Annotated in this window: 22 protein-coding genes and 1 riboswitch; of the genes, 16 read left to right on the plus strand and 6 right to left on the minus strand. The window is 69.7% G+C overall.

Annotated elements, in window-relative coordinates; translation table 11 throughout:
• Both CKO33_RS12130 and CKO33_RS12135 read right to left on the minus strand, forming a co-directional pair.
• On the minus strand, positions 1–521 hold a 521-nt coding region (locus CKO33_RS12130), incomplete at its 3' end, for an ABC transporter permease (RefSeq protein WP_200182500.1).
• Positions 518–1,342: an ABC transporter ATP-binding protein gene (locus CKO33_RS12135; protein ID WP_338081786.1), complete on the minus strand. Its 825-nt coding sequence runs from the start codon at positions 1,340–1,342 to the stop codon at positions 518–520. The genes CKO33_RS12135 and CKO33_RS12130, both read right to left, overlap by 4 nt.
• Before the next feature lie 244 nt (positions 1,343–1,586).
• On the opposite strand from CKO33_RS12135, the gene CKO33_RS12140 reads away from it, so the two are divergent.
• From CKO33_RS12140 to CKO33_RS12195, 12 genes are all read left to right on the plus strand, one after another.
• Entirely contained in the window at positions 1,587–2,561 is a 975-nt protein-coding gene (locus CKO33_RS12140) for a KpsF/GutQ family sugar-phosphate isomerase (protein ID WP_200182501.1), read from the plus strand.
• Between the two features lie 42 nt (positions 2,562–2,603).
• Positions 2,604–3,131, plus strand: a complete 528-nt coding sequence (kdsC, locus tag CKO33_RS12145; protein ID WP_200182502.1) for a 3-deoxy-manno-octulosonate-8-phosphatase KdsC — start codon at positions 2,604–2,606, stop codon at positions 3,129–3,131.
• A complete protein-coding gene (lptC, locus tag CKO33_RS12150) occupies positions 3,128–3,697 on the plus strand; it encodes an LPS export ABC transporter periplasmic protein LptC (protein ID WP_200182503.1) in 570 nt (189 codons plus the stop codon). The genes kdsC and lptC overlap by 4 nt, the downstream gene beginning before the upstream one ends.
• Complete coding sequence (gene lptA, locus CKO33_RS12155; protein WP_200182505.1) at positions 3,681–4,196, plus strand: lipopolysaccharide transport periplasmic protein LptA; 516 nt, start codon at positions 3,681–3,683, stop codon at positions 4,194–4,196. The genes lptC and lptA overlap by 17 nt, the downstream gene beginning before the upstream one ends.
• A gap of 7 nt (positions 4,197–4,203) precedes the next feature.
• The gene (gene lptB / locus CKO33_RS12160) at positions 4,204–4,929 is read left to right on the plus strand and encodes an LPS export ABC transporter ATP-binding protein (RefSeq protein ID WP_200182506.1); all 726 of its coding nucleotides are present in this window, start codon (positions 4,204–4,206) and stop codon (positions 4,927–4,929) included.
• A 152-nt stretch (positions 4,930–5,081) separates the two neighbouring features.
• Positions 5,082–6,557: an RNA polymerase factor sigma-54 gene (locus tag CKO33_RS12165; protein WP_242472619.1), complete on the plus strand. Its 1,476-nt coding sequence runs from the start codon at positions 5,082–5,084 to the stop codon at positions 6,555–6,557.
• Positions 6,558–6,598: 41 nt separating this feature from the next.
• The gene (gene hpf / locus CKO33_RS12170; RefSeq protein WP_200182507.1) at positions 6,599–6,922 is read left to right on the plus strand and encodes a ribosome hibernation-promoting factor, HPF/YfiA family; all 324 of its coding nucleotides are present in this window, start codon (positions 6,599–6,601) and stop codon (positions 6,920–6,922) included.
• Positions 6,923–6,928: 6 nt separating this feature from the next.
• On the plus strand, positions 6,929–7,396 hold the full coding sequence (locus CKO33_RS12175) for a PTS sugar transporter subunit IIA (protein ID WP_200182508.1): 468 nt from the start codon (positions 6,929–6,931) through the stop codon (positions 7,394–7,396).
• Between the two features lie 5 nt (positions 7,397–7,401).
• Positions 7,402–8,352, plus strand: coding sequence for an HPr(Ser) kinase/phosphatase (hprK, locus tag CKO33_RS12180; protein WP_200182509.1), 951 nt, complete (start codon positions 7,402–7,404; stop codon positions 8,350–8,352).
• Positions 8,349–9,209: an RNase adapter RapZ gene (gene rapZ, locus CKO33_RS12185; protein ID WP_200182510.1), complete on the plus strand. Its 861-nt coding sequence runs from the start codon at positions 8,349–8,351 to the stop codon at positions 9,207–9,209. Before hprK ends, rapZ begins: the two co-directional genes overlap by 4 nt.
• Positions 9,210–9,232: 23 nt before the next feature.
• Complete coding sequence (locus tag CKO33_RS12190; protein ID WP_200182511.1) at positions 9,233–9,628, plus strand: PTS sugar transporter subunit IIA; 396 nt, start codon at positions 9,233–9,235, stop codon at positions 9,626–9,628.
• Positions 9,628–9,897 carry an HPr family phosphocarrier protein gene (locus CKO33_RS12195; protein ID WP_200182512.1) on the plus strand — a complete coding sequence of 90 codons (270 nt, stop codon included), beginning with the start codon at positions 9,628–9,630 and terminating at the stop codon, positions 9,895–9,897. The genes CKO33_RS12190 and CKO33_RS12195 overlap by 1 nt, the downstream gene beginning before the upstream one ends.
• 53 nt (positions 9,898–9,950) lie before the next feature.
• Here CKO33_RS12195 and thiC read toward each other — a convergent pair whose 3' ends face one another.
• Both thiC and pap read right to left on the minus strand, forming a co-directional pair.
• Positions 9,951–11,840, minus strand: a complete 1,890-nt coding sequence (gene thiC, locus CKO33_RS12200; protein ID WP_200182513.1) for a phosphomethylpyrimidine synthase ThiC — start codon at positions 11,838–11,840, stop codon at positions 9,951–9,953.
• Between the two features lie 40 nt (positions 11,841–11,880).
• A riboswitch (TPP riboswitch) is annotated at positions 11,881–11,971 on the minus strand.
• 63 nt (positions 11,972–12,034) lie between these two features.
• Entirely contained in the window at positions 12,035–13,537 is a 1,503-nt protein-coding gene (gene pap / locus CKO33_RS12205; protein WP_200182521.1) for a polyphosphate:AMP phosphotransferase, read from the minus strand.
• A 145-nt stretch (positions 13,538–13,682) separates the two neighbouring features.
• On the opposite strand from pap, the gene CKO33_RS12210 reads away from it, so the two are divergent.
• The 4 genes from CKO33_RS12210 to CKO33_RS12225 all read left to right on the plus strand — a co-directional run bounded on the left by CKO33_RS12210 (position 13,683) and on the right by CKO33_RS12225 (position 16,668).
• Positions 13,683–14,342 carry a protein-L-isoaspartate O-methyltransferase family protein gene (locus CKO33_RS12210; RefSeq protein WP_200182514.1) on the plus strand — a complete coding sequence of 220 codons (660 nt, stop codon included), beginning with the start codon at positions 13,683–13,685 and terminating at the stop codon, positions 14,340–14,342.
• A gap of 10 nt (positions 14,343–14,352) precedes the next feature.
• Entirely contained in the window at positions 14,353–14,676 is a 324-nt protein-coding gene (locus CKO33_RS12215) for a rhodanese-like domain-containing protein (RefSeq protein WP_200182515.1), read from the plus strand.
• Positions 14,677–14,767: 91 nt separating this feature from the next.
• Complete coding sequence (locus CKO33_RS12220; RefSeq protein WP_200182516.1) at positions 14,768–16,090, plus strand: TolC family outer membrane protein; 1,323 nt, start codon at positions 14,768–14,770, stop codon at positions 16,088–16,090.
• Between the two features lie 5 nt (positions 16,091–16,095).
• Positions 16,096–16,668 carry a hydrolase gene (locus tag CKO33_RS12225; protein ID WP_200182517.1) on the plus strand — a complete coding sequence of 191 codons (573 nt, stop codon included), beginning with the start codon at positions 16,096–16,098 and terminating at the stop codon, positions 16,666–16,668.
• Between the two features lie 4 nt (positions 16,669–16,672).
• Here CKO33_RS12225 and waaA read toward each other — a convergent pair whose 3' ends face one another.
• Entirely contained in the window at positions 16,673–17,944 is a 1,272-nt protein-coding gene (gene waaA / locus CKO33_RS12230) for a lipid IV(A) 3-deoxy-D-manno-octulosonic acid transferase (protein ID WP_207146545.1), read from the minus strand.
• The coding region (hldE, locus tag CKO33_RS12235; protein ID WP_200182518.1) for a bifunctional D-glycero-beta-D-manno-heptose-7-phosphate kinase/D-glycero-beta-D-manno-heptose 1-phosphate adenylyltransferase HldE at positions 17,945–19,171 on the minus strand (1,227 nt) is incomplete at its 5' end. It lies immediately after the preceding gene.

Here is a 19,171-nt window from a genome sequence, read left to right on the forward strand (position 1 = left end):
CCCACCCCCACCAGGTACCCCCCTGCCACACCCACGGCACTGAAGATGGCCGCCAGCAGGGGCATGGAGAGGATGCCGGCGAAAAAGCGCGGCGCCAGCACCCGGCGGTAAGGGTCCACCGCCATCATCTCCATGCTGGAGAGCTGCTCGGTGGCCTTCATGAGCCCGATCTCGGCGGTCAGCGCCGAGCCGGCCCGCCCGGCGAACAGCAGGGCCGTCACCACCGGCCCCAGCTCACGCACCAAAGACAGAGCCACCACCGTCCCCAGGGCCTCGGCGCTGCCAAAGTCCACCAGGGTAATGTAACCCTGATAACCCAGCACCATGCCCACGAACAGCCCCGAGACCAGGATGATCAGCAGTGAGCGCACCCCCACGGAGTAGAGCTCCCGGATCCACAGCCGGGGACGGAGCATCAAAGGCCCCAGGGCCACCAGGGTGCGCAGCAGGAAGAGATGCCCCCGCCCCAGGCGACCCAGCACCCCCAGCCACCAGCGTCCCAGGGCCTGCAACACCGTCATCGCCGATCCTCCGCGGCCATGAGATCCCCCAGGTAATCCGGCGCCGGGTAATGGAAGGGCACCGGACCATCCGGCCGTCCCTCCAGGAACTGCCGCGACCAGTCGGTGGCCGCCTCCCGCAGCCGCGCGGGCGGGCCCTGGTCCACCACCCGACCGTCGGAGATGAGATAGACCCAGTCGGCGATGGAACTGGTCTCGGCCACGTCGTGGGAGACCACGATGCTGGTCATGCCCAGGGCATCGTGGAGGCGGCGGATGAGGGTGACGATGACCCCCATGGTGATGGGGTCCAGGCCGGTGAAGGGTTCATCGTACATCATCAGCTCCGGGTCCAGGGCGATGGCCCGGGCCAGGGCCACCCGCCGGGCCATGCCGCCGGAGAGCTCCGCCGGGCGCAGGTCCCGGGCCCCGCGCAACCCCACCGCCTCCAGCTTCATGAGCACCAGGGCCCGCACCACCGGCTCCGGCAGGCGGGTGTTCTCGCGGATGGGGAAGGCCACGTTGTCGAAGACGTCCAGATCGGTGAGCAGGGCGCCGCTCTGGAAGAGCATGCCCATGCGCCGGCGCAGGCGGTACAGGGCCCGCCGCGACAGGCGGTGCACATCCTGCCCGTCCACCAGCACCTGACCACGGTCGGGGCGCAGCTGCCCGCCGATCAGACGCAGCAGGGTGGTCTTGCCCGACCCGCTGGGACCCATGATGGCCGCCACCTGACCGCGGGGGATGCGGATGTTCAGTCCATCGAAGATGGTGCGCCCGCCCCGGGCGAAACGCAGGTCGCGGATCTCGATCCAGGGGGTCTTGTCAGGCACGGGGGGAATGTACGGATCCTTGGATGGGCCGGGGGGTCTATGGGAATGCCCCTTGCGGGGTCGTTACGAAAATGTTCCGGTGAGGACGCCCGGGGTGTCAAGTCATCCCCCTAAAGATCCGCGGGGATCCCGGCTTGCCCCGCCCCCGTTGAGGGGTTGCGGTGGCCGCGAGGGCTGATGGGAGGTCTCACCGTGCCAAGATCGCAGGCACCGGGACCTGCCGGGGATCCACACGACCGTTTATGATAGCCCCATGAAAGAACATCCCGAAAAAACACTCGAACTGGCCCGGGCGGTCCTGGAGACCGAGGCCCGGGGCATCCTGGACCTGTGTGAGCGCCTGGACGGGGCCTTCGTCCGGGCCTGCGGGCACCTGCTGGGCTGCACCGGCCGCGTCGTGGTCACCGGCATGGGCAAATCCGGTCACATCGGCGGCAAGATCGCCGCCACCCTGGCCAGCACCGGCACCCCCGCCTTCTTCGTCCACCCCGGCGAGGCCAGCCACGGGGATCTGGGCATGATCACCCCGGGGGACACGGTGCTGGCCCTGTCCAACTCCGGGGAGACCGATGAACTGCTCACCATCCTGCCCCTGATCCGCCGCCAGGGGGTGCCCCTGGTGGCCCTCACCGGAAACCCCCGCTCCACCCTGGCGCGGGAGGCCACGGTGCACCTGGACGTGAGCGTGGCGCGGGAGGCCTGCCCCCTGGGGCTGGCCCCCACCACCAGCACCACCGCCACCCTGGCCATGGGGGATGCCCTGGCGGTGGCCCTGCTGGAGGCCCGGGGCTTCACCGCCGAGGATTTCGCCCGCTCCCACCCCGGCGGCCGCCTGGGCCGGCGCCTGCTGCTGCACGTGGCGGACATCATGCACACCGGCGAGCGCATCCCCGTGGTGCGCGCCGACGCCGCCCTCTCCGACGCCCTGCTGGAGATCACCCGCCAGGGGCTGGGCATGACCGCGGTGGTGGACGAGCAGCGCCATCTCGTGGGCGTCTATACCGACGGCGACCTGCGCCGTACCCTGGACCGGGGCCTGGACATCCACGCCACCCGCATCGGCGAGGTGATGACCCGGCAGTGCCGCAGCGCCCAGCCGGGGATGCTGGCCGCCGAGGCCCTCAAGCTCATGGAGGACCACAAGATCAACGCCCTGCCCGTGGTGGAGCACGGGCGCCTGGTGGGGGCCCTGAACATGCACGACCTGCTGCGGGCCGGCGTGGTCTGAACCCCGCTGCCCCGCACGCGGGGGCCATGCTATCCTCGCGCCATGACAGCGACACTCCTTGAGCGCGCCCGGGCGGTGCGCCTCCTCCTCCTGGACGTGGACGGGGTCCTCACCGACGGCAGCCTCTTCCTCGGCGATGACGGCCAGCAATACAAGGCCTTCCACAGCCGCGACGGACACGGCATCCGCCTGCTGCAGGACAGCGGCGTGGGCGTGGGCATCCTCACCGGACGCCAGTCCCGGGTGGTGGAACACCGCTGCCGCGAACTGGGCATCGCCCATATCGTCCAGGGCCGGCGCGACAAGCTGGACGCCCTGCACGGCCTGCTGGACGCCGCCGGGGTATCCCCGGAGGAGACGGCCTTTATGGGGGACGACATCGTGGACCTGCCGGTGATGCGCCGCGTGATCCTGGGGCTGGCGGTGGCCGACGCCCATCCCCTGGTGCGGGAACAGGCCCACCACGTCACCACCCTGGGGGGCGGCCGCGGCGCCGTGCGCGAGGCCTGCGAACTGATCATGGACGCCCAGGACACCCTGCAGGCGACCCTGGCCCCCTACCTGGAATGAACCGCGGCCGGCGCCTGGGCATCCTGCTCCTGGTACTGGCGGCCAGCCTCGGCTACTGGCTGGCCAGCGGCCCGGAGCAGCGCCGCCTGGCGACCCCGGGCACCGTCCCCCCCGATGCCCCGGAATTCTTCGCCGAGGACTTCACCGCCTGGTCCATGGACGAGAGCGGGGCACTGCGCTACCGCCTCTCGGGGCGGCGCATGGAACAACGCCAGCGGGACGGCGCCCGGCTGCTCACCGCGCCGGTGCTGCTGCTGCAGGAACAGGGCACACCCCACTGGGTGCTGCAGTCGGAGACCGGCTGGATCGCCCCCGACGGGGATCGGGTACGATTGCAGGGGCAGGTGGACCTGAACCGCATCGCCGCCCCCGGTCGGCCGCCACTGGACATCCGCACCCGCGACGTGCTGGTGCGGGTGCCGCAACAGGAGGCCTCCTCCCGGACCCCGGCCCGGATCGAGGCCCCCCGCTACCACGCCGAAGGGATCGGCATGACACTGAACCTGGCACGAGAGACCCTTGATTTGCACCGACAGGTACGGGGGGAATATGCACCTCTTCGCTGACCCAGGCCTGCGCACCCGGGCCCTGCTGCTCCCCCTGCTGCTGTGGGCATCCATGGCCGCGGCCCAGCAGGACAGGGAACTGCCCGTGCACGTGGAGGCGGACCAGGCCCACCTGGATGACCGCCGCGGCATCAGCATCTACCGCGGCAATGTCACCATCACCCAGGGGGACACGGTCATCCGCGGCGACGTGGTCACGGTGCATTCCCCCGGGCGGGTGCTGGAGCGCATGGAGGCGGAAGGCGAGCCGGCCAAGCTGGACACCCTGGACAAGGACGGCCGCCCGGTCCATGCCGAGGCGCAGCGCATGACCTTCCTGCCGCCATCCCAGGAGGTGATCCTCAGCGGCAAGGCCCGCATCCTGCAGTCGGAGGACGAATTCCGCGGCGACCGTATCGTCTACGACCTGGAGGAGGCCGTGCTTGAGGCCAGCACCGGCGAAACCGGCCGGGTGGAGGCCATCTTCACCCCGGGCGAACGCCCCGCGCCGGCGGAGTGAGCCGGGCATGAGCCGCCTCGAGGCCCTGGACCTGGTGAAGCGCTACCGCTCCCGCCGCCCCGTGGACGGCACCGCCCTCGCCGTGGAGAGCGGCGAGGTGGTGGGCCTGCTGGGCCCCAATGGCGCCGGCAAGACCACCTGCTTCTACATGATCGTGGGCCTGGTGCCCTGCGACGAGGGCCGCATCCTCCTGGACGGCCGGGACATCACCCGCCTGCCCATGCACGCCCGGGCGCGGCTGGGGCTGGGCTATCTCCCCCAGGAGCCCTCCGTCTTCCGCAAGCTCAGCGTGGCGGAGAACATCCTGGCGGTACTGGAGGTGCGCGGCGACCTGGACCGGTCGCAGCGGAAGGACCACCTGGAGAACCTGCTGGAGGAATTCCAGATCGCCCACATCCGGGACAACCCGGGCATCAGCCTCTCCGGGGGGGAGCGCCGGCGGGTGGAGATCGCCCGGGCCCTGGCCACGGAACCCGCCTTCATCCTCCTGGACGAACCCTTCGCCGGGGTGGACCCCATCTCCGTGATCGAGATCCAGCGTATCATCGCCCACCTCACCGCCCGCGGCATCGGCGTGCTCATCACCGACCACAACGTGCGTGAGACCCTGGGGATCTGCACCCGCGCCTACATCCTCAGTGACGGCCGGGTGATCAGCCGGGGCTCGCCGGAAGAGGTGCTCTCCGACCCCCAGGTGCGCCGGGTGTATCTGGGGGAACATTTCCGACTATGACACCAAGTCTTTGAACAAAAACGATTTCGCCCCCCATGTCCCAATTCGGTCGTGTCGCCGTATAATCTCCATGACAAGCCAAGCGGTGACGGCGGCCGGCCCACAGGGCCATCCGCCCCACCCCTGCCGGATCCGATGACGCGCCACATGCCATGCTGAAACCCTCCGTCCAGCTCCGTCTGGGTCAGAACCTCACCATGACCCCCCAGCTGCAACAGGCCATCCGCCTGCTGCAGCTCTCCACGCTGGAACTGCAGGCCCAGATCCAGGAGACCCTGGAGACCAATCCCATGCTGGAGGCCCTGGAAGAGGGCGAGACGGAACAGGAAGGCGAGGCCACGGAGGCGCGGGACCAGGAAGCGCGGGAGGCGACGGAGGCCCCGACGGAGCAGGACTCCGGTGGCGATACCGGCACCGGGGACATCCCCGAAGAATTGCCGGTGGACAGCAACTGGGACGACATCTACGATATCCCCCCCTCCGGCCCCGGCCCGGCGGAACCCGAAGGGCGGGACCTGTTCGAAAACCAGAGCGGTCCCGCCGAAAGCCTCCACGAGCACCTCATGTGGCAGATACACCTGTCGTCGATGAGCGAGCAGGACCGGGCCATCGCCCTCACCCTCGTCGACGCCCTCAACGAGGACGGCTACCTGGCCGAACCCCTGGAGCAGATCCATGCCAGCCTGGGCGGCGACGAGGCGGTGGGGCTGGACGAGGTGGAGGCGGTGCTGCACATGGTGCAGCACCTGGACCCGGTGGGCGTCGGCGCCCGCGACCTCTCCGAATGCCTGGCCCTGCAACTGGCGCAACTGCCACCGGACACCCCATGGCTGCAGGAGGCCCGGCTGCTGGTGACGGAGCACCTGGACGCCCTGGGCGCCCGCGACCACAAGGGACTGCAGCGCCGCCTGCGGCTCGATGCAGAGCAGCTGCAGCAGGTCATCGCCCTCATCCAGACCCTCAACCCCCGCCCCGGCGCCCTCATCAGCGCCAGTGCCCCCGAATACATCGTCCCGGATGTCTTCGTGCGCAAACGCGAGGGCCGCTGGCAGGTGGAACTGAACCCCGAGATCGCGCCGCGCCTGCGGGTCAACCCCCTGTACGCCAGTTACGTGCGCCGCGCCGATTCCAGCGAGGACAACACCTACCTGCGCAACAACCTCCAGGAGGCCCGCTGGTTCATCAAGAGCCTGCAGAGCCGCAACGAGACCCTGCTGCGGGTGGGCACCGCCATCGTCGAGCACCAGCGTGCCTTCCTGGAGTACGGTGAGGAGGCCATGAAGCCCCTGGTGCTGCGGGACATCGCCGAACAGCTGGAGATGCACGAATCCACCATCTCCCGGGTGACCACACAGAAATACATGCACACGCCACGCGGCATCTTCGAATTCAAGTACTTCTTCTCGAGCCACGTGGGCACCGCCGACGGCGGGGAATGTTCCGCCACCGCCATCCGCGCCATGATCCGCAAGCTCATCGCCGAGGAACCGGGCAACAAACCCATGAGCGACAGCAAGATCGCCCAGATCCTGGTGGACCGGGGCATCCACGTGGCCAGGCGCACCGTCGCCAAGTACCGGGAAGCCATGGCCATCCCGCCATCCAGCGAACGCAAGCGGCTCGTCTGAACCGCGCCGCAATCCACATCCCCAATCCAAGGAGTATCCCCATGCAGATCAACCTCACCGGTCATCACGTCGACCTGACCGACGCCCTGCGCAACTACGTGAATGAGAAGTTCGAGCGCCTGGAGCGGCATTTCGACAACGTGATCGACGTACACGTCATCCTGACCGTGGAGAAGCTGCAACAGAAGGCGGAGGCCAACCTGCTGCTCAGCGGCAACCAGATCCACGCCGAGGCCACCGACGGCGACATGTACGCCGCCATCGACGCCCTCGTGGACAAGCTGGACCGCCAGGTGGTCAAGCACAAGGAGAAGCTCAAGGACCATCACCGCGCCGAAGGCTCCCACCGCAATCACGTCGAGTGACCCTGCATGAACATCGGTGACCTCCTCGGCGCGGACCGCGTACAGTGCACCGCCGAGGTCAGCAGCAAGAAGCGGGCCCTGGAGATGCTGGGTGAGATGCTCTCCACCCGGCTTCCCAAACTGACCACGGGGGAGATCTTCGACAGTCTGCTGGCGAGGGAACGCCTGGGCAGCACCGGCCTGGGGCATGGGGTGGCCATCCCCCACGGGCGGCTGGAGGGTGCGGACGGGGCCTGCGCCGCCCTGCTCCGACTGGACCGGGGGGTGGACTACGACGCCCCCGACAGCGAGCCGGTGGACATCCTCTTCGCCCTGGTGGTGCCCTCCGCATCCAGCGAGGAACACCTGCAGATCCTGGCCGTGCTGGCGCGCATGTTCTCCGATCCGGAGACCCTGGCCCAGCTGCGGGACGCGGGCAGCACCCGCGAGATCCTGGATCTTCTGGGACGCTGGAGCACCGACGACAGCGGCTGACCCCCATGACCGAATCCCTCACCGTTGCCGACATCGTCGAGGCCATGGAGGAACGCCTGGGGCTCACCTGGGTGGCCGGCCGCCAGGGGAGCCGTCGGGAGGTGCCGCAGCATGCCGCCGGGCCCAAGGGCGGCCCGGCCCTGGTGGGGCATCTGAACATCATCCACCCCAACCGCATCCAGGTGCTGGGCCACGACGAGATGCGCTATCTCTGGTCCCTGCGCAAGAACTCCCGGCGCGACATCCTGGACCAACTCTGCAGTGGCGAGGCCGCCCTGCTCATCGTCGCCGACGGCCTCGCCCCCCTGCCCGAACTGGAGACCCTGGCCGAGACCCAGTCGGTGCCGCTGTTGCGCACGGCCCTGCCCAGCCACGAGCTGATCAACATCCTGCGCTACTTCTTCAGCGACAAGCTGGCCGAGACCATCACCCTGCACGGGGTGTTCATGGAGGTGCTGGGCATCGGCGTGCTGGTGACGGGCAAAAGCGCCGTGGGCAAGAGCGAACTGGCCCTGGAGCTCATCAGCCGCGGCCACCGCCTGGTGGCCGACGACGCCCCGGAATTCGCCCGCATCGCCCCGGACATCCTGCGGGGCACCTGCCCGCCGGTGCTGGAGAACTTCCTCGAGGTGCGGGGCCTGGGGGTGCTCAACATCCGCGCCATGTACGGCGACAGCGCCATCAAGAACAGCAAGTACCTGCGCCTGATCATCGAGCTCAAGGACCAGAAGACGGTGCGCCCCGGGGACATGGACCGCCTCCACGGCGGGCGCTACAACCGCGAGGTGCTGGGCCTGGAGGTCCCCGTCATCACCCTGCCCGTGGCCCCGGGCCGCAACCTGGCGGTGATGGTGGAAGGGGCGGTGCGCAATCACCTGCTGCGCCTGCGGGGATACTACGCCGGGGACGACCTGGCCGAACGCATGCGCCGCCAGATGCAGGACCCGCCGGCATGAAGCTGGTCATCGTCAGCGGGCTCTCGGGCTCCGGCAAGACCGTGGCCCTGCACGCCCTGGAGGACGCGGGCTACTACTGCATGGACAACCTGCACATCGGCCTGCTCACGGCCGTGGTGCGCCAGCTCATGGCCGCCGGACACGGCCTCTACGACCAGACGGCGGTGGGCATCGACGCCCGCAGCGGCACCGACGCCCTGGAACACTTCGGCGAGATCGTGAGGGAGATCCGCGGCCTGGGCGTGGAGCTGCAGATCCTCTTTCTCCAGGCCGAGGAGCCGACCCTGCTGCGCCGCTTCAGCGAGACCCGGCGCCGCCATCCCCTCACCCGGGAGGACCTCCCGCTGGTGGACGCCATCCAGCTGGAGCGACGGTTGCTGACTCCGGTGGTGGAACACGCGGACCTGGCCATCGACACCACCCGCACCAACGTGCACCAGCTCAGCGACACCGTGCGCCAGCGGGTGGACCAGGCGGAGGCATCGGGACTTTCGGTGCTGATCCGCTCCTTCGGCTTCAAGCACGGCACGCCGGTGGACTCGGATTTCGTCTTCGATGTACGCTGTCTGCCCAATCCCCACTGGGAACCGCGCCTGCGCGCCCTCACGGGCCTGGACCCGGAGGTGGCGGATTTTCTCGGCAACCACCCGCTGGTGGAGGAGATGCATGCATCGCTGCGGGATTTTCTCACCACCTGGATCCCCCGGTTCGAGCACGATAACCGCAGCTACCTGACGGTCTCCATCGGCTGCACCGGCGGGCAGCACCGCTCCGTCTACCTGGCCGAACGGCTGGCGACGGATCTCCGGGCCCTGCGGGGCGAAGCCATCAGCACCCGCCACCGGGAGCTGACCTGACCTTTGAACACCGGTAGGGCATCATGTCCGTTGGACTCCTGATCATCACCCACAACCGCATCGGCGAGGACCTGCTGAGCACCGCCCGCTCCATGATGGGCACCATCCCCCTGGAGACCCGCTGCCTGGCCGTGTCCCAGTCGGAGGATCCGGACGAGGTGCTGACCCGGGCCATGGAGGACTACCACCACCTCAATGCGGGGGACGGCGTGCTGGTGCTCACGGACATGTATGGCTCCACCCCCAGCAACATCGCCAACCGCCTGATGCAGCAGCCACGGGTGCAGGTGATCGCGGGGATCAACCTGCCCATGCTGGTGCGCGTGCTCAACTACCCCACCCTGCGCCTGCACGAACTGGTGAACAAGGCCATCAGCGGGGGCCATGACGGCATCCTGCTCTGCGAGACCCACAGCTGATGCCCACCCGCGAGATCACCATCATCAACAAGCTGGGCATGCACGCCCGCGCCGCGGCCAAGTTCGTCAACCTGGCCAACCAGTACGAGGCCGAGCTGGAGGTGGAGAAGGGCAGCCGCCGGGTCAACGGCAAGAGCATCATGGGGGTGATGATGCTGGCGGCCAGCCGCGGCACCCAGGTGCGCCTGATCGCCGAGGGAGGCGATGCCGATCAGGCCCTGGAGGCCCTCACGGGGCTGATCCAGGACCGTTTCGGCGAACCGGAATAACGCACAACCGCGGGCCGGGGGCCGCCCCGGCGGCGGCAGGCCCGCGGCCGGGCTCAGACCTCCCGGTACACCTTCGCCCCCTTCTCCACGAACTCCGCCGCCTTCTCCTGCATGCCCTGCTCCAGGGCCTCCTGCGCCGACATCCCCTGGGCGGCAGCGTAGTCGCGCACGTCCTGGGTGATCTTCATGGAGCAGAAGTGGGGGCCGCACATGGAACAGAAATGGGCCACCTTGTGGGCCTGCTGCGGCAGGGTCTCGTCATGGAAGGAGCGCGCCCGTTCCGGGTCCAGGGAGAGGTTGAACTGGTCCTCCCAGCGGAATTCGAAGCGGGCCTTGGACAGGGCGTTGTCCTGCAGCTGCGCCCCGGGGAAGCCCTTGGCCAGGTCCGCGGCGTGGGCGGCGATGCGGTAGGTGATGATGCCGTCGCGCACGTCCTCCTTGTCCGGCAGCCCCAGGTGCTCCTTGGGGGTGACGTAGCACAGCATGGCGGTGCCGTACCAGCCGATGTTAGCCGCGCCGATACCCGAGGTGATGTGATCGTAGGCCGGGGCGATGTCGGTCACCAGGGGGCCCAGGGTGTAGAAGGGGGCCTCGAAACAGTCCTTGAGCTCCTTGTCCACGTTCTCCTTCACCCGCTGCAGCGGGATGTGGCCGGGGCCCTCGATCATCACCTGCACGTCGTGCCGCCAGGCGATCCGGGTCAGCTCCCCCAGGGTCTCCAGTTCGGCGAACTGGGCCGCATCGTTGGCATCCGCCAGGCTGCCGGGGCGCAGGCCGTCCCCCAGGGAGAAGGCCACGTCATAGGCCTTCATGATCTCGCAGATCTCCTCGAAGTGGGTGTAGAGGAAGTTCTCCCGATGATGGGCCAGGCACCACTTGGCCAGGATGGAGCCCCCGCGGGAGACGATGCCGGTGAGGCGCCGGGCCGTCAGCGGCACGTAGCGCAGCAGCACGCCGGCGTGGATGGTGAAGTAGTCCACCCCCTGCTCCGCCTGCTCGATGAGGGTGTCGCGGAACAGCTCCCAGGTGAGTTCCTCCGCCTTGCCGTCCACCTTCTCCAGGGCCTGGTAGATGGGCACCGTGCCGATGGGTACCGGGCTGTTGCGGATCACCCATTCCCGGGTCTCGTGGATGTGCTTGCCGGTGGACAGGTCCATGAGGGTGTCCCCGCCCCAGCGGCAGGACCACACCAGCTTCTCCACCTCCTCCTCGATGCCGGAGCTGACCGAGGAATTGCCGATGTTGGTGTTGATCTTCACCCGGAAGTTGCGCCCGATGATCATGGGTTCCAGTTCCGGGTGGTTGATGTTGGCGGGGATCACGGCGCGGCCGGCGGCCACCTCGTCGCGCACGAACTCTGGGGTGATCTCCTCGGGGATGTGGGCGCCGAAGGCCTCGCCGGGGTGCTGGCGCAGCAGGGCCGCATAGCGGGGATCCTCCCGCAGTTCCTGCAGGCGGCCGTTCTCGCGGATGGCCACGTACTCCATCTCGGGGGTGACGATGCCGCGGCGGGCGTAGTGCATCTGGGTGATGTTGGCGCCGGCCCGGGCCCGCCGGGGGGCGCGGATATGCTCAAAGCGCAGGTGGGCCAGTTCCGGGTCCGCCGCCCGGTCCCGCCCGTAGCGGGAGCTGGGCCCGTCCAGCACCTCCGTGTCCCCGCGCTCCTCGATCCAGGCACTGCGCACGCTGGGCAGCCCCTGCATCAGGTCCACCCGCACTTCGGGATCGGTATAGGGACCGGAGGTGTCGTAGACGGGGATCGGGGGGTTCTCCTCCTCGCCTTCGGCGGTGCGCGTGGGGGCCTGGATCACCTCGCGCATGGGCACGCGCAGGTCCGGGCGCGAACCGGTGACGTGGATCTTGCGGGAACCGGGAAAGGGACGCGTGACCTCCTCGGACACCCGGGCGGTCTTCTGGAAAAGGGAATGGGGAATGGCGCTCATGGCTTGGCCTCCTGGGGCGGGAGAGGCACGGAGCGCTTTGCGGGCACATCCGAAGCTTCCCTCCGCCGGTATGATCCGGATCAGGTTCCAAGGGTGTCTCTCAGCCCGTACGGGCACCCCTAGCTTCTTCCGGGGATCACGCTAGCCCAGTCGCCCGGGAGATGCAACCGCTGCGTCATCCGGCCGGCATGGATTCACTTTTCACATGCGGCCAGGGCCGCCTCGAGACGCCGGCAGACGGTCTCCAGCACGGTCACGCGGGCAAAACGCTTGTCATCGGCGGAGATCAGGGTCCATGGGGCGTACTCGGTGCTGGTGCGCACCACCATCTCGTTCACCGCCGCCTCGTAATCCGGGCGTTTCTGGCGGTTGCGCCAGTCCTCGTCGGTGATCTTGTGCTGCTTGTAGGCCACCTGCTCCCGCTCGCGAAAACGCGCCAGTTGTTCCGCCTCGCTCACATGCAGCCAGAACTTGAGCACCACGGTACCGTGCTCCACCAGCTGCTCCTCGAAATCGTTGATCTCGTGATAAGCCCGGCGCCAGCGGTCCTCCGCCGCCAGCCCCTCCACCCGCTCCACCAGCACCCGGCCGTACCAGGAACGGTCGTACACGGTCATGCGTCCGCGGCGGGGCACATGGCGCCAGAAACGCCAGAGATAGTGATGCGCCCGCTCCTCGTCGCTGGGGGCGGCGATGGCCACCACCCGGTACAAGCGGGCGTCGATGCCGGCGGTGAGCCGGCGGATGGTGCCCCCCTTGCCGGCGGCATCCCAGCCCTCGAAGACCACCACCGTGGACACCCCCCGGTCCCAGGCCCGCCAGGTGAGATCCCGCAGCCGGGCCTGGGCCTGCTTCAGGCGGCGCTTGTACTCGGCCTTGTCCAGGGACTGGCGCAGATCCAGGTGATCCAGCACCGTCACCCGGGCCGCCGCATCCGCCGGCAGGCTCGGGGCGTGGGAGGGCGTGAACCCCTCCGCCGGGGGGCCGCCCGCCTGCAGGCGTTCCTCGATGGCGTCCAGCAGGGTGCGGCCCACGGTCAGATCCCGATAACGGGGGTCCGTGGCCTCGATGAGATACCAGGGGGCCAGGCCGCTGTCGGTCTCCCGGATCACCCGCTCGCCGGTCTCCACCAGGTGCCGGTAGCGCAGCGCCTGTTCCTTGCCCCGGGGCAGGCGGTACCAGCGGCTGGCCGGATCCTTCAGCCGCGCCTCCAGGCGCGCCTTCTGCACCTTCCGGGGCAGGTGGAACCAGAATTTGACGATCAGGGCCCCGTCGGCCACCAGCATGCTCTCGAAATCCCGGATGCGGGTCAGGGCTTCATGCAGCGCCGTCTCATCCCCCTTCTCCTGCACCCGCTCCCGGATGGGGCGGGCGTACCAGCCGCCGAAGAAGATGCCGATACCGCCCCGGGCGGGCATGGAGTGCCAGTAACGCCACATGGGCGGACGGGCCTGATCCTCGATCTCCTCCTCCCAGAAGGCGTGGGTGGCCACGCCGCGGGTGTCCAGCCAGGTGTTGAGGCGGTTCACCACCTCGCCGCGACCGACACCATCCACTCCCTCCACAAGGACGATCACCGCCACGTCGGAGTCGCGCAGGCGACGCTGCGCCTCCAGCAGCTCCGCGCGCAGGCGCGGCACCGCCGCCTTGTAGGCCTCCCGTTCCACCCTGCGCCCCAGCTCCGCCGCCTCGAACATCCCCTTGCCCTCTGCCTGCATTACCCTTCAACCGGGGCTTGCCCGTCCCCGCCCGAGGCCGTAACCTTCCGAACGCATAACATCATAACCGGTCAAGGCCCCGCCTCCGGAACCCAACCACCAAACCCTACGGGAAGCCCCCACCATGAACCTCGAACAGGCTCGTTTCAACATGGTCGAACAGCAGGTCCGCACCTGGGAGGTGCTGGACCCGCGCGTGCTCTCGGTGATGGAGGAGACCCCCCGGGAGGCCTTCGTGCCCCCGTCCCACGCCAAGCTGGCCTATGCCGACCTGGAGATCCCCCTGGGCTATGGCGAATCCATGATGCGTCCCAACGTGGAGGGGCGCCTGCTGCAGGCCCTGGAGATCCAGGCCCACGACGTGGTCCTGGAGGTGGGCACCGGCTCGGGCTATGTCACCGCCTGCCTGGCGAAACTGGCGGCCCATGTGGAATCCGTGGACATCCATCAGGACTTCACCCAGGCCGCGCGCCGGCGCCTGCGGGAACACGCCCTGTTCAACATCACCCTGCACACGGGCAATGCCGCCGAGGGCTGGAAAGCAGGCCGGCACGAGAAATACGACGTCATCGCCCTGACCGCCTCCATGGCCCGTTACCGGCATGTCTTCGAGCAGCAGCTGAACGTGGGTGGCCGCCTGTTCGTGGTGGTGGGGGAGCCGCCGGTGATGGAGGCCCGCCTGGTGACGCGCCTGGGGGAACGGGAGTTCACCCACCAGCGCCTCTTCGAGACCTGCCTCAAGCCCCTGGTGGGACTGGAGGCCCGGCCCCGCTTCGTCTTCTGAAGCCCCGCCCGTGCAGCGCCTGTCGGCCCGCGCGCTCCGGGAGCATCTGGACCGCGTCCCGGCGCCGCCCCTCCTGCTGGACGTACGCGAGCCCTGGGAATACGAGATCGTACATATCCCGGGCTCGCAACTCTGCCCCCTGGCCCGGCTGCCCGAGCGGGCGGGGGACCTGGACCCCCGGGCCGGGATCGTCCTGATCTGCCATCACGGCATCCGCTCACGTCAGGCGGGGCTCTGGCTGGAACACCAGGGATTCTCCCACCTGATCAACCTGGAAGGCGGCATTGACGCCTGGGCGCGGGAGGTGGACCCCAGCCTCCCCGTGTATGGCTGAGCCGCACGGTTTTCGCCATCTGCTGCACCGGATAGGATATTCACCATCCCTGATATACTGGTTCCTTTTCCCCGCTCGGCTGGAGAGACGCATGATCCGAACCCCGAAGACATGGCTCGCGGGCCTGTCCCTGGCGATCGTCACGGCCGCCCCCCTGCAGGCGGCCGATCTCATGGAGGTCTACCGTACCGCCCTGGAGCAGGACCCCGAACTGCGACGGGCCGAGGCGGAATACCGGGCCGCACTGGAACAGCGCCCCCAGGCCCGCTCCGCCCTGCTGCCCCAGATCCGGGGCGGCGCCGGCTATGCCCATACCGAGAGTGAACCCGACGAGGGCCGGGAATACGACTACCAGAGCCGGACCTTCGATCTCTCCCTGGAACAGAGCCTGTACGATCACGCCAACTACGTGGCCCTGCGCCAGGCGGACCTGGGCATCGCCCGGGCCACCGCCACCCGCGACGCGGCCCGCCAGGCCCTGCTCCTGCGGGTGGCCGAGGCCTACTTCGGTGTCCTCTCCGCGCGGGAGGATCTCGACTTCGCCAAGGCGGAGAAGGAGGCCATCGAACGCCAGCTGGAACAGATGCAGCGGCGTTTCGACGTGGGCCTGATCGCCATCACCGACGTGAAGGAGGCCCGCGCCCAGTACGACCTGGCGGTGGCCGAAGAGATCGCCGCCCAGAACCGGCTGGACCAGGCCGAGGAGGACCTCTCCGTCATCACGGGGCGCTTCTACGAGGAACTGGCGGCACTCAGTGACCGCCTGACCCTCACGCCGCCCGATCCCGCCAACCGGGACCGCTGGGTGGAGACCGCCCTGGAGCAGAACCTGAGCCTAGCCGCCACCCGCCTGGCCACGGAGACCGCCGCCGAGGAGATCAAGCGCCAGCGGGCGGGGCATTACCCCACCCTGGGCCTCTCCGCCAGCTACACGGACCAGGATTTCAAGGATGCCCCCGCGGCCATGGCGGGGCAGTTGCGGGATGGCGCCGACACCCAGATCGGCGTGCAGCTGAACCTCCCCCTCTATACCGGGGGCCGCACCAGCTCCCTCACCCGCGAGGCCCGGGAGAACTTCGACGCCGCCCGTGAGCAGCAGGAACAGGTGCGGCGGGACACCATCCGCCAGGCCCGCGGCGCGTTTCTCTCTGTGAACTCCGACATCTCCCGGGTGCGCGCCCTGGAGCAGGCCCTGGAATCCACCCGCGCCTCCTATGAGGCGGCCCAGGCGGGCTTCGAGGTGGGCACCCGCACCGCCGTGGACGTGCTCCTGGAACTGCGCCGGGTGTTCGGCGCCGAGCGGGACCTGGCGGATGCCCGCTATGCCTACCTCCTGGACACCCTGCGCCTGAAGCAGGCCGCCGGCACGCTCTCCGAGCAGGACCTTGCGGCCATCAACGCCTGGCTGGACTGAGGACCATGGAGGCGGGCAAGGCCGATCGGGTGTGCAACGCCCGCCGAGGCCAGTTGCTGGTGGTGGACATCCAGGAACGTCTGGCCTCGGCCATGGCCGAGGCGGACCGTGCCCGGGTCTGCCGCACGGCCGCGGGGCTGGTGCAGGCGGCGACCGCACTGGAGATCCCCATCACCGTCACCGAACAGTACCCCCAGGGGATCGGCCCCACGGCGGCGGCGGTGAAGGCGCCACTGCCCGAGGCGGCCCAAATCCTGGAAAAGACCGCCTTTTCCTGCTGTGGCGAGGCCCCCATCATGGAGCGGGTGCAGGACCTGGCGCGCCCGCAGGTGATCCTCTGCGGCATGGAGGCCCATGTCTGCATCCTGCAGACCGCCCTGGGGCTGCTGCAGGCGGGTTTTGCGGTCTTCGTGGTGCAGGACGGGGTCTGCTCCCGGGATGCGGAACACCGGCGCAACGCCCTGGAGCGCATGGCCGCGGCCGGCGCGATCGTCACCAACTACGAATCCGTGATCTTTGAATGGCTGGGGGACAGCCGCCATCCCCGCTTCCGGGATCTGCTACCCCTGGTGCGCTAGCCCCTCAGAGCGCCGCCGCCCGTGCCACCAGGCGGGCCACAACCCCCCGATTCCCCTCCAGCACCCGCGTCGCCCCCGCCGCCAGGGCCGAACGGGCCGCCGCATCCCCCAGCAGGGCCACCAGGGCCCCGGCCAGTTCCGTCGCATCCGCCACCCGTCGCACCCCCCCGGCCGCCTCCAGATCGGCATATACCGCCTCGAAATTGAAGACATGGGGCCCGGTGATCACGGGCACGCCATGGGCGGCGGGCTCCAGGGGGTTGTGTCCGCCCACGGGCACCAGGCTGCCCCCCAGGAAGGCCCCATCCGCCGCACCGCAGAGGGTGGCCAGCTCCCCCATGGTGTCCCCCAGCCAGACGGCGGCCTCCGCCCCGGGCAGGCCCCCGGCACTGCGCCGCATCATGGACCACCCGGCCCCCTGGCAGAGCCGGGCCACGGCATCGAAACGCTCGGGATGGCGGGGCACCAGGATCAGCAGGGCATCGGGCCGACGGCGCCGCAGCCGGGCATGGGCCTCCAGTACCCGTTCCTCCTCCCCCTCGTGGGTACTGGCGGCGATCCACACCGGCCGCGGCCCCAGGGCCCGGCGCAGATCCCGGGCCGCCTGGCGCACCGCGGCGGACAGGGTAAGATCGTACTTGATGTTTCCCGCCACCCCCACCCGCCCGGGCGGGGCGCCCAGGGCCCGGAAGCGCCCGGCGTCCTCCGGTCCCCGGGCGGCGATGAGGGCCGCATCCGCCAGGGTGGCCCGCAGCAGCGGCCGCAGACGGGCATAGCCCCGGCAGGAGCGGGCCGAGAGGCGGGCATTCACCAGCATCACCGGCACGCCGCGGCGCCGGCAGGCCCGGTAGAGATTGGGCCAGAGCTCGGTCTCCATCACCAGCAGGCGGTCCGCCGGACAGCGCCCCAGGAACCGTCTCACGGCACCCGGCAGGTCCAGGGGGAGGTAGCGGTGGTCCACCGCACCCCCCAGGCGCCGCCGGACCTCCTCCATACCCGTGGGGGTGGTGGTGGTCACCAGCACGGCGTCTTCGGGGAAACGGGCCTGCCAGGCCCGGATGAGGGGCACCGCCGCGATCACCTCCCCCACCGACACGGCGTGCACCCAGAGCCGCCGCGCACGGGGTTCCAGCCGGGGGGCGAACCCCAGCCGCTCCCCCAGACGACGGCGGTAGGCCGGCTGCCGGCGGCCGCGCCAGAGCAGGCGCAGGAGCAGCACGGGCAGCAGCAGCCGCAGCAGCCAGGTATAACCCCCGCGCAGGATCGCGGCGGCCATTCAGTCCTCCCCGCGGATGCGCCGGATCATCCCGCTGGTGGAGGCCCCTTCCATAAAGGGCAGCACCTCCACCCGCCCGCCGGCGCGGCGCACACAGTCCCCGCCGGCGATGTCCCCGGGGCGGTAGTCGCCCCCCTTCACCAGCACATCCGGGGCCACGGCGCAGATCAGGCGCTCGGGGGTCTCCTCGGCGAAGGGCACCACCCAGTCCACCGAGGCCAGACCGGAAAGCACCGCCATGCGCCGCTCCAGGGGATTCACGGGGCGGGTATCCCCCTTGAGGCGGGCCACGGAAGCATCGTCGTTCACCGCCACCACGAGCCGGTCCCCCAGGCGCCGGGCCCGCTCCAGGTAGTCCACGTGGCCGGCGTGGAGGATATCGAAGCAGCCGTTGGTCATGACGATACGCTCGCCGCGCCCGCGGGCCTCCGCCACGGCATCCAGCAACTCCGCTTCGGTCATGCGGCCGCTCCAACCCCCCTGATGCCCGCGCATGGCGGCGCGCAGCTCCGCCGGGGTGACATGCCCCGTGCCCAGCTTGCCCACCACCCGGCCAGCCGCCAGGTTGGCCAGGGCCGCGGCCTCGGCCATCCCCTCCCCGGCCGCCAGGGCGGCGGCCACCACGGCGATGACCGTATCCCCGGCGCCGGTGACATCGAACACCTCCCGTGCCCGGGTGGGCAGATGCAGGGGGTCCTGCCCCTCCCGGATGAGCAGCATGCCGCGTTCACTCAGGGTGATCAGCAGGGCCTCCAGTTCCAGTTCCCGGCGCAGCCGCTCGCCCCGCTCCCAGAGCTGGTCGTCCCGGGGGCAGGCCCCCACCACCGCCTCCAGCTCCGCCAGATTGGGGGTGAGCACCGTGGCGCCGCGATAGCGGGAGAAGTCCCGTCCCTTGGGATCCACCAGCACCGGCAGCCCCGCAGCCCGTCCCCGGGCGATGAGGGACGGGGCATCCGCCAGGGTGCCCTTGCCGTAATCGGAGAGCACCAGGGCCCCGGCCCCGGCCAGGTGCGGTTCCAGTTCACGCCCCAGGGCGGCGGGATGATCCCCCTCCAAGGGCGCCTCGAAGTCCAGGCGCAGGAGCTGCTGGTGCCGGCTCATGACCCGCAGCTTGGTGATGGTGGGACGGTCCGGAGCCCGCAACAGGGCACAGGTGACCCCCTCCGCCTGCAGCAGCCGGGACAGGATATCCCCCGCCTCATCGGCCCCGGTAATCCCCCCCAGGGC

The sequence above is a fragment of the Ectothiorhodospira mobilis genome, assembly GCF_016584115.1.
GTDB lineage: Bacteria > Pseudomonadota > Gammaproteobacteria > Ectothiorhodospirales > Ectothiorhodospiraceae > Ectothiorhodospira > Ectothiorhodospira mobilis.